Genomic DNA, 10,638 nt, shown 5'->3' on the forward strand with positions numbered 1-10,638 from the left:
CTTGGCGTTGTAAGATGCTTTGCCTTATGCATGTTCCTTTGCATTGAGGTGTCGTTTGGTCAAAGTGATGTTAGCTCCACGGCCAAAGTTCAGGAGATTTTTGATGAATTTATGGTTTACCGCCATCAAAACAAGATGGAAAAAGCCTTGGAAACCTTAGATCAGGCGGCAGAAATTGCGGAAAACAATGAAGACGCCAAGCTGCTCTTGGATACTTACCACCAATACGCACGATTGTTCTTGGAAGAAGGTGACCGTGAAACCACAATATTTTATTGGGACAGGGCAAGTATTTTGCTAAAGGATCTAGCCTATTCCTATGGGCAGGCCTTCCACAACTATTTGGATGCAGCCCTCCGATTCGATGAGGGAAACAACTTCCAATCCCTCAAACTCTTGGAAGAATCCAGAAAACTCAGCAATAACAGGAATCTAGGAAATAATATCCTATTGCTGGAGGCCTACATCTTCACCAATATCGAAAAGTATGAAGATGCCATTAAAAATCTACATGCCCTTATTGTGAACTCCGATGACAAGGAAAGGGCCTATTTGGCTACCAAGGCCAACCTTCAGCTGTCTAAAATAAGCATGGAGCTCAATGATCTTGAAGAAGGAATCATCCATTCACAAGCTGCTCTTGAGCTCGCCCTAAAACATGGTTTTTTCAAAGAGGTAAAGGCCTCCAACCTAAGTCTTTCCAAAATTTATGAAATAACGGGCGAATACGACCAGGCCTTAAAATATACAAAGGAGCTTGAAAAAATCCGGGATTCAATTTTCAATATCGAAAAAGTACAGCTGGAGACGAAGACCGCCGACAAAATTCGGTTCGAGCACCAAATGAACGAAATCAATAAGCTCACTGCCAAAAACGAAGAACTGAGTGAGTCCAAAAGCCGTTCGGAAATCACCTTGATATTGACCTCCGCATTTTTGACCATTATCTCGCTGTTGGCGGTATCCCTATTCCGAAACAATCAAATAAAGCTGAAGACCAACGACCTGCTGTACACAAAAAACCGGGAATTGGAGCTTGCCCGTGATTCTGCGGTATCTGCCATGGAAGCCAAGACCAATTTCTTGTCAACCGTAACACACGAACTTAGAACTCCATTATACGCTGTTACGGGATTGACCCACCTGTTATTAGAGGAAAATCCGGCCGACCATCAAAAGGAACATTTAAAATCCTTGAAGTTTTCTGGGGACTATCTGCTGAACTTCATCAACGATATTCTTCAGATCAATAAAATTGATGCCGACAAGCTGGAGCCCCTCAATATTGAATTCAAACTTCAAAAAGTTCTGGCCGATGTGGTGGACTCCCTACAACAAAATGCCAACGAGAACAATACGACCCTAGTACTGGACTACGATCCTAACATCCCGCTTCAGTTGCTGGGAGACCCCATTAAAATATCCCAGATATTTATGAATTTGGTGGGTAATGCCCTCAAGTTCACCAAAGAAGGAAAGGTTGAAGTAATTGCCAAGATGTTACGCAAAGAAGAGGACGAGGTCAAGCTCTACTTTGAAGTCAAAGACAACGGTATTGGTATTTCCGAAGACCAACAAAAGAACATCTTCGATAGTTTTGAGCAAGGATCCATCCAAATAAACAGGGAGTATGGTGGTACAGGCCTTGGTTTGACTATTGTAAAAAGTCTTTTGGGTCTATTTGGCAGCAAGATTCATTTGGAAAGTGAACTAGGTCACGGTAGCTCTTTTTTCTTTGAACTGGACCTTAAATGTGATACCAACGCCATTGATGACGTTGCTTTTGAGCTCAATTCGGATGAGTTTGATTTCAAAGGGCTGCACCTGCTTATTGTTGAGGACAACAAAATCAACCAGGTCATTACCAAAAAGATGCTTACCAAAAAGGAAATCACCTGCGATATTGCCAATAACGGTAACGAAGCGATTGACCTGGCCAAGACTAATACCTACAATGCCATTTTAATGGACATTCACATGCCGGGTATCAGTGGTGAGGAGGCAACCAGACAGATTAGAAAATTTGACCAGGATATTCCAATTATTGCCTTAACAGCCATTTCTTTGGATGATAGTTTGGATAGCTTCTACGAAGCCGGATGTAACGATGTGGTCACCAAACCCTTTAAGCCTGAGGTATTCTACCAAAAAATTGGGGAGAATATTTTCCGTAAAAAAATGGAGGGATTGGTTTAAATCTGATCCTTCACCGCTTTTTCCAATAAAGCCTGATCTTCCGTCCCAAAGGCATGGGCTATCTCCAAGTAGTACAACTGTTCCAATTTACCTTGCAACCGGACAAAGTCCTTTTCAGTGGTCAACACCACATCAAACTGCTTCATTCTGTTGATTTCCTCTGGAGAAAAATCGTGGTGATCCCCAAATTGTAAGTGCTGAAACTCGAAGTTCTCATCCTTAAGATGGCTTACCAATGGAGCTGGAGAGGCAATGCCCGTGACCAAAGCAATTTGTTTCCCATTGAATTCTGAAGCAGTAACCTCCTTGCCTTCGGTATTTTTGAAGTGTTTTGCATAGGCCAGACTGGAAAAGAGCACCTTTTGACCCACAGCTGGCTTCAAACTAAGGATAGTTTTGGACTTTTCGGCCTGGGAAAGCATGATTGGGCATTTGGTCACAATAATCAAATTCGCCCGTCTTGCTTCTCTTTTCGAATCCCTTAAATTTCCGGTGGGTAGGTACCAATCCTTGGAATACAGCTTCCCATACGATGTCAACAAAATGGAAAATGTGGGTTTCACCTTCCGATGCTGGAAAGCATCATCCAAGAGAATGACATCAGGGTGGACCAATTTCTCCAACTGTTCAATTCCATTTCTTCTATCGGCATCCACTGCCACATAGATACTTGGGAATTTTTTATGGATTTGAAAGGGTTCATCGCCCAAATCGGAAACCGAGGAAGTTTGGTCAGCCAATAAGAACCCTTTGGTTTTACGCCTATACCCACGACTGAGCACTGCAACTTTATGACCTTCCAACATACGAACCAAACATTCGATCATAGGCGTTTTTCCCGTACCACCAACACTTAAATTCCCAATGCAAATGGTTGGGGTATTATAGGATTTGGACTTAAAAACACCAATATCGAACAAAAAATTCCGAATATGGATGACCAGGGCATAGATCAAGGAAAATGGAAACGCTATTTTCCGAAGAATTTGAAGCATAGGGCGAAAATATAATATTTTATCTTTAGCCTGTTAACATGGACCATATGACCGTACAGGAAATCACAACCGTTCTCGAGGAACTTGCCCCCCTCTCGCATGCAGAGGATTTTGATAATGTGGGACTATTGGTGGGAAATCCCAACCAAAAAGTCCAAGGCGTGCTGGTAACTTTGGACACCCTGGAGACCGTGGTGGATGAAGCCATTGCCAAAAATTGCAACCTCATTGTGAGTTTCCACCCCATCATATTTAAGGGATTAAAGAAAATAACGGGAAGTACCTATGTGGAGCGGGTGGTCCTCAAGGCAATCACCAACAATATTGCCATCTACAGCATGCATACTGCATTGGACAACAGCAAAATGGGAGTCAATGCCAAAATCTGCGAGGTGCTGGGCATCCAAAGCCCTAAAATCCTTATTCCCAAGCAAGGCACCATCAAAAAACTAACCACCTATGCCCCATTGGAAGCCGTGGATACTTTAAAATCAGCCTTATTTGAGGCCGGGGCCGGGGAAATTGGAAATTACAGCGATTGTAGCTTTAGCGCAGCAGGTGTGGGCAGCTTTAAACCTGGAGAAGGAACCAACCCTACTTTGGGAAAAACAGGAAAGGTCCATTTCGAAAAGGAAGAGCAAATCCACATGATATTTTCGTTCGAGAAGGAAAGACACATCTTAAAAACCTTGTTCGATTCCCACCCGTATGAGGAGGTCGCTTATGAAATTACAACACTTCAAAATGTCAATCAAGACATTGGCATGGGCATGGTAGGCGTTTTGGAAAACGAGATGGAGGAAGCCGATTTTCTAATGTCCGTAAAGAAAAAAATGTATGCTTCGGTAGTGCGACACTCCGAGTTGCTCGGTAATAAAGTAAAAAAAGTGGCAGTTTTAGGAGGGAGCGGGGCTTTTGCCATTGGTGCCGCAAAAAGGGCCGGAGCCGACGTATTTATTACCTCCGACATTAAATATCACGAGTTTTACCAAGCCGAAAAGCAACTGGTCATAGCCGATATTGGGCACTTTGAAACTGAGCAGTTTACAAAAGATTTATTGGTTGATTATCTTATCAAAAAAATTCCTAATTTTGCAATCTCTTTATCGGAGAGCAATACAAATCCCATCAAGTATTTATAATTTATGGCGAAAAAAAGTGAAAACACCGTGGAAGAAAAGTTGAGAGCGCTTTATGACCTTCAACTTATCGATTCCAGGGTTGATGAAATACGCAATGTTAGGGGCGAGCTTCCATTGGAAGTACAGGACTTGGAAGACGAGGTACTGGGGCTAAAGACCAGAATGGACAAGCTTAAGACTGACGTTGAAACCGTGAATTTTGAGATTGCGGCCAAGAAAAACCTGATTGAGGAATCCAAGACCCTCATCAAAAAATATACGGAACAACAAAAAAATGTTCGAAACAGCCGGGAATTCAGCTCCTTGAGCAAGGAAATAGAGTTCCAGGAATTGGAAATCCAATTGGCAGAGAAGAACATTAAGGAATTCAAGGCTCAAATTGAGCAGAAAAAAGAAGTTGTCGCCGCTACCAAGGAAAAACTATCCGAAAGGGAAGGTCATCTAAAACACAAAAAAGGTGAGTTGGATGCGATTTTGGCCGAGACCGAAAAAGAAGAAAAGGCGCTTTTGAAAAAATCCGAGGAATTCGAGGATAAAATAGAAGAGCGTTTGGTTCAGGCCTACAAGCGAATCCGACACAATGTAAAAAACGGATTGGCAGTGGTTCCTGTGGAAAGAGGTGCCTCTGGAGGTTCTTTCTTTACAATTCCCCCACAAGTGCAGGTAGAGATTGCTTCCAGAAAGAAAATCATTACCGATGAACACAGTGGAAGAATTTTGGTAGATCCATTATTGGCGGAAGAAGAACAAGCTAGGATGCAAGAGCTTTTTGCTAAAATCTAAGCTTTCAGAATATTATAAAGTAAGCCACCTTTTAGGTGGCTTTTTTATTTTCAAGAAGTTCTAAAATCTTGTTCTCCACTTCTTTAGAATCCCACTTGGACTCTATTTCGGGAAGTTGCATTACCTCTTTCATGATCATCTCCTGCTCGTCCCCTATGGCCAAAGCTTCTGCATACGGCCTTTCCGAAAAGGTAACCCTACTATAAACCGGAATCCATTTGTCTGGATACTTTGCTGCAAAATGCTTTTCAATCTTCTTTTGCAACAGAAATTTGGGATCGGCCGTTTTGCTGCTCATTTCGATAAAATTTCGGTAGCTAAGCTCGGCAATGGCATCTGCATTGGGTTTTCGCAATTTTTGGTACTCCTCAAAAATTCGGTCCCAGTCATCCCCATACTGGTCCATTAACTCATCCAATTGGTAAATGTCCTCAAATCCGGCGTTCATCCCCTGCCCATAAAAAGGTACAATGGCATGGGCCGAATCCCCTACAAGTGCCACCTTGTTCCAATAGGTCCATGGGTAGCATTTCATAGTGACCATGGCGCTCGTTGGGTTCTTGAAGAAATCTTGGGTAAGATTCTCAATCTCCTTGCGGACATTGGGAAAATACGTTTTGAAAAAAGTCTTGGCTTCTTGCTCAGTGGTAATATTTTCAAAGGAAACCTCGCCCTCAAAAGGCAAGAACAATGTACAGGTGAAACTACCATCCATATTGGGCAATGCAATCAGCATAAATTGGCCTCTGGGCCAAATATGAAATGAGTTTTTACCCAATTTATGGGTACCATCTGCATTGGGCGGGATGGTAAGCTCCTTATATCCCACATCAATAAAATTCTGGGAATAATCGAATCTACTTCGGCGTTGCATTTTGTGCCGAACCCGGGAAAAGGCTCCATCACATCCAAATATCAAGTCAAATTGGTACTCCTTCCAAGCACTTTTAACGGTTTCTCCGGTGTATATCTTAGCTTCTGGGAGGTCCACATCCCAAACTTTTTCATCAAACCGAAATTGGGTTCCGGCCTCTTCGGCCAGATCAATCATTTTTCGGTTAAGAATTCCCCTTGAAATGGACCAAATAGCTTCTCCTTCCTTCCCATAAGGTTGATAATAAACAGGCTTATCCTGCACATGCATGGCCCGTTTGTCCATCGGAATCGCAATTTCCTTGATACTTTCTTCCAAGCCCACCTTTCGCAGTGATCGCCATCCCCTATTGCTCATGGCCAGGTTGATGGATCTCCCAGAAAACTCTATTGTGCGGATATCGGGTCTACGGTCAAAAACCGTAACCTGGTGTCCTTTTTTTCGTAAATAAATTGCTAACAGGGAACCCACCAATCCAGAACCGATGATGGCAATATTTTTTGGAGTCTGTGTCATAGGCCCGTGGGCACGTTCAGGTTAGTTGATAAAAGTACGGAAAATAGGCTGTAATTCCTGTCAACATCTATGCTGAATAGCAAGGGTATTTCCTTTTTTTCGGGCCTGATAAACTTTTGGCACCAAAATTGACGTATATAGTTTAAATATTCCGCTTCGGCGTCCATATATATAAAAAGTCCTTCACAATTTATTGCGAAGGACTTTTTCCCTTTTAAGAAGGCTTTTATTCCAAAATACCGTCTACTATGCCGTATTCCACAGATTCTTCGGCATCCATCCAATAATCCCGATCAAAATCTTTCATAACCTTATTGAAATCCTGTCCACAGTTATCGGCAAGGATTTTGGCACCCAATTCTTTGGTTTTAATGATTTCCTTGGCTTGAATCTCAATATTAGAGGCTTGGCCTTGGGCACCGCCGCTAGGTTGATGGATCATAACCCTGGCATGCGGCTGGATAAAACGTCTTCCCTTCTCCCCTACCGAAAGTAGAATGGAACCCATGGAAGCCGCCAAACCGGAGCATACCGTGGAAACCGGACTTTTAATTTGTTTTATAGTGTCATAGATAGCAAAACCAGAGGTTACATAACCACCGGGGCTATTGATAATCAATTGAATCTCGTCGTTGCTTTGCAAATCTAGGTACAACAAGCGATCAATGACGTGTTTTGCCGAATCATCATCCACCATTCCCCATAAAAACACTTTACGCTCGTCCAATAATTTCTCCTGGATCTGTTCGTTTACCTTTCCTTTTTTTGAACTCATTCTTTAGTTATTGAAAGTTTCAAAATTAATCAAATTATATCAACCAAATTCCCTAGATCTTCGGAAAAGTCCTGTAAGAAAAGAATCGTTTCATCTGCTCAAGAAAAGTCCCCTAAACAGCATTTTATCGAGGATTCCATGACGTTTAACGGTATTTTCATTGATATAAGTCATTGACTGACAGTTATCTATGATTTTATCACCTTATCGGAAATTGGGTCATACATCGATTTAACCCACTACTATATCGTCTAACTTTTCAAATCCGTCCTATCCTACATTTCTTTGAAGTGAATTATCAACCCAAATCTATAATTCAAATCCAGCAATGAAAACCTTAACCTACAGCGATTTATTTCCCATTAAATTTTTAGTGACCCAATCCTAGCAGGTTAAGCTTTCATAACGTTTGGATGATCCAATTACAGATCACCTCAAATCTAAACCTATGAAGAGCAAAACTACTTCTACATTCAACCCGGTAATTGTTTCTCTTTTATTGTTGTTCTCTTTTTCGTTAACAGGACAAGTTAAAAAGGCTTTTACTCCAAGGTATTCGGAAACCATTAAAGGTGATGTTACCATTATCGCAAATAATGTGCTTTCACGCCATGCGACAAATGCCTACACCGGAACAGATGGTAACCACGATTTTTCCAACAACGTGTTTGTGGATATCGATTCCGACAACTCCACCTTTAATTCCAGTAGTGCCAATTTCTCAAATCCAGAACCAAGCCTTAGCTGTTTAAATTTCAAAAAGGTCTTGTTGTATTGGGCAGCTGCGGACAAGGAATATTCCGTAGATGACAATACAGGTAACGGAGGTTCTGAACCTGTTTGGAACTACAATCAGGTGAAACTGATGTTACCAGGGCAGTCTTCCTATACCACGGTAACGGCCGATGAGGTAATCTATAGAGGTAGGGACGAGCACTTTGTAAACGATCCCTATATCTGTGTTAAGGACATCACATCGGATGTAGAAGGTTTGGCTAACCCTTATGGAGATTTCCAGGTGGCCAACGTAAAGGCTACAGAAGGGGATTTATATTCACACTCTGGATCCCATACAGGTACTTCCGGCGGATGGCAAATTGTCTTCGTGTATGAAAATCCAAGCATGACGGGAAAAAACGTTACGCTTTTTGATGGTTACGTACATATCACAAAAACAGAAGGAGAGGTTGAGTTCGATTTTAATGGATTTCAAACCGTTCCAACTGGAAACGTAAATGCAGATATCATTCTTGGTTCTTTTGAGGGGGACAGGGATATCTCAGGAGACCAGTTGCAAATCTTTGACACCAACAGTACGTGGTCCAATATTTCCACTCCTATTAGGGATAGCAATAACTTCTTTAACAGCCGAATCACCATAGATGGCGCTGATTTTACCAATAGAAATCCGGCAAGTACAAACACCTTAGGTTTTGATGCTGCCGTTTTTGATTTACAGAACACGGGCAACAAGTTTATCGACAACAACCAAACGTCCGCAACGCTTAAAATTACTTCCGATCAAGAAAGTTATGGTCTTTATTTACTTGGATTGAGCGTGGAGGTTTATGAACCCAGCCTTGGAGCTTTGAACTTTACCTCTTCAACTTCGGGTACTGGTTTTAACCCTGGAGATAACGTTCAAATGACACTTAGTGTTGAAAACTCCGGAAACGACGATATCCAGAACTTGGAAATATTTACCACCCTTCCACAAGAGGTGGATTTTGTAGATACAGAGTCTTTGCCGGCTGGGGTGACCTACAATTTCAATACGTCTACAAGAGAGCTGCGTTTCTTTGTTCCAAACGGCAATACTGACGTGGGAGATCCAATGTACACTTTGGATTTCAATGTTCAGGTCAAGGACCAATGCCATTTCTTGGAAACAGCTTGTTCAGCAAACTTTGCTATGCAGGCTACGGCTACTTTTAGTGGGGTAACCAATACCAATCCCGTAGTTGCCCAAAGTTCTGGAACCTTGGATAGCTGTGGAATCGGGAATTTTGACCCTACGGTTGTTGATATCAACGAACCCAATCAAGTAAATTGGTCCACCGCGGACAACGCATTGGACACTACGGTTTCCTGTGATGATTCAGATGCTCTAGATGCTGCCCAAAACTTGGAGCCAGCAACAGAGTTTTGCAATTTCACCTTGAACAAGGTTTCAGGTAGTTTTGTTGCCAACCCAAGTTGCCCAGAAGAAGGAACGTACACCAATACATGGACGTTTACTGATGCTTGTGGAAGAACCAGTGAAACTTTTACCCAAACCATCACTGTAGAAGATAACACGGCTCCAACCTTTGTGGAGACATTGCCGGTAGATACTACAGTTTCCTGTGACAGCGTACCGGTAGCCGACGTATTGACCGCTACGGATAATTGTGATGCAACAGTTTCCGTGACCTTTGATGAGCAGATTACCGATGGTGATTCCTGCCCTTCAGATTATATCATCACCAGAACATGGTCCATAGAGGACTGTGCCGGGAATACCGCCGAGCATGTACAGACCATTACCGTGGAGGATAACACGGCTCCAACCTTTGTGGAAACACTTCCTTCGGATACGGTTGCCGCTTATAATGCGATTCCAAGTGCAGAAACACTTACTGCAAATGACAATTGTGATACAAATGCTGGTGTAAGTTTTTCTGAAACTTATATTGGAGATAATACAAGTACCACCTATACCATAGTTAGAACATGGACTGCGTCCGATTGTACAGGGAATTCCGTTGATCATACCCAACAAATTTTTGTTACTGAAAATGGAGACCCTATTGGTTTATATATCAATGATATTGCGGTAAATGAAGATGCTGGAAATGCCACCTTGGAAGTATTTCATGTAGGTGAAGTAATTGGTGGTTTTACAGTAAATCATACTACTGCTGATGGAACAGCTGTAGAATCCTTGGATTACAGCCTAACCTCTGGCACATTGAATTTTAATGGAACGCATGGGGAATTGGTTTCAATTTCAGTTCCAATAAATGATGACAACATTATTGAAGCAACAGAAGCTTTCACCGTCCAATTGTCGAATGGTAGCAATACACCCGCTATTAATGACAACTCTGGAGAGATAACAATCAACGATAACGAAGGTGGGGCCGGGAACGGTGTATCGGTTTCAGGTTTCAACGTGGACGAGGACGCCGGTACCGCTGACTTTACCATCAGCCTGAACGCAAACGTACAGGGAGGTTTTGACCTGGACTTTGACATCAGTGATGGAACTGCAATCGCTGGCAGTGACTATACCGTGACCTCGGCCACAGGGAACATTGCCTTTGCAGGGAACGCCGGGGAGGCCCACAACGTCACCGTAGCCATCCTTGATGACAA

General features: G+C 42.5%; 7 protein-coding genes. 4 read left to right on the forward strand and 3 right to left on the reverse strand.

Annotation, left to right across the window (positions count from 1 at the left end):
• Nucleotides 1-30 precede the first annotated feature (30 nt).
• Entirely contained in the window at nucleotides 31-2,196 is a 2,166-nt protein-coding gene (locus M3P07_RS16235; RefSeq protein ID WP_249970974.1) for a tetratricopeptide repeat-containing hybrid sensor histidine kinase/response regulator, read from the forward strand.
• Here M3P07_RS16235 and lpxK read toward each other — a convergent pair.
• On the reverse strand, nucleotides 2,193-3,191 hold the full coding sequence (gene lpxK, locus M3P07_RS16240) for a tetraacyldisaccharide 4'-kinase (RefSeq protein WP_249970975.1): 999 nt from the start codon (nucleotides 3,189-3,191) through the stop codon (nucleotides 2,193-2,195). The two genes, M3P07_RS16235 and lpxK, sit on opposite strands and share 4 nt — an antisense overlap.
• A gap of 47 nt (nucleotides 3,192-3,238) precedes the next feature.
• On the opposite strand from lpxK, the gene M3P07_RS16245 reads away from it, so the two are divergent.
• Together M3P07_RS16245 and M3P07_RS16250 are read left to right on the forward strand one after the other, a co-directional pair.
• Nucleotides 3,239-4,333, forward strand: coding sequence for a Nif3-like dinuclear metal center hexameric protein (locus tag M3P07_RS16245; RefSeq protein WP_249970976.1), 1,095 nt, complete (start codon nucleotides 3,239-3,241; stop codon nucleotides 4,331-4,333).
• A 3-nt stretch (nucleotides 4,334-4,336) separates the two neighbouring features.
• Nucleotides 4,337-5,116, forward strand: a complete 780-nt coding sequence (locus M3P07_RS16250) for a zinc ribbon domain-containing protein (RefSeq protein WP_249970977.1) — start codon at nucleotides 4,337-4,339, stop codon at nucleotides 5,114-5,116.
• A 31-nt stretch (nucleotides 5,117-5,147) separates the two neighbouring features.
• Here the strand turns inward: M3P07_RS16250 and M3P07_RS16255 are convergent, their stop codons facing one another.
• Both M3P07_RS16255 and M3P07_RS16260 read right to left on the reverse strand, forming a co-directional pair.
• A complete protein-coding gene (locus tag M3P07_RS16255) occupies nucleotides 5,148-6,506 on the reverse strand; it encodes an FAD-dependent oxidoreductase (RefSeq protein WP_249970978.1) in 1,359 nt (452 codons plus the stop codon).
• A 226-nt stretch (nucleotides 6,507-6,732) separates the two neighbouring features.
• Entirely contained in the window at nucleotides 6,733-7,281 is a 549-nt protein-coding gene (locus tag M3P07_RS16260; protein WP_249970979.1) for a ClpP family protease, read from the reverse strand.
• A 448-nt stretch (nucleotides 7,282-7,729) separates the two neighbouring features.
• Here M3P07_RS16260 and M3P07_RS16265 point away from each other — a divergent pair.
• On the forward strand, nucleotides 7,730-10,638 hold a 2,909-nt coding region (locus M3P07_RS16265; RefSeq protein WP_284042186.1), incomplete at its 3' end, for a Calx-beta domain-containing protein.

This window comes from Flagellimonas myxillae (genome assembly GCF_023502235.1).
Taxonomy (GTDB): Bacteria; Bacteroidota; Bacteroidia; order Flavobacteriales; family Flavobacteriaceae; genus Flagellimonas; species Flagellimonas myxillae.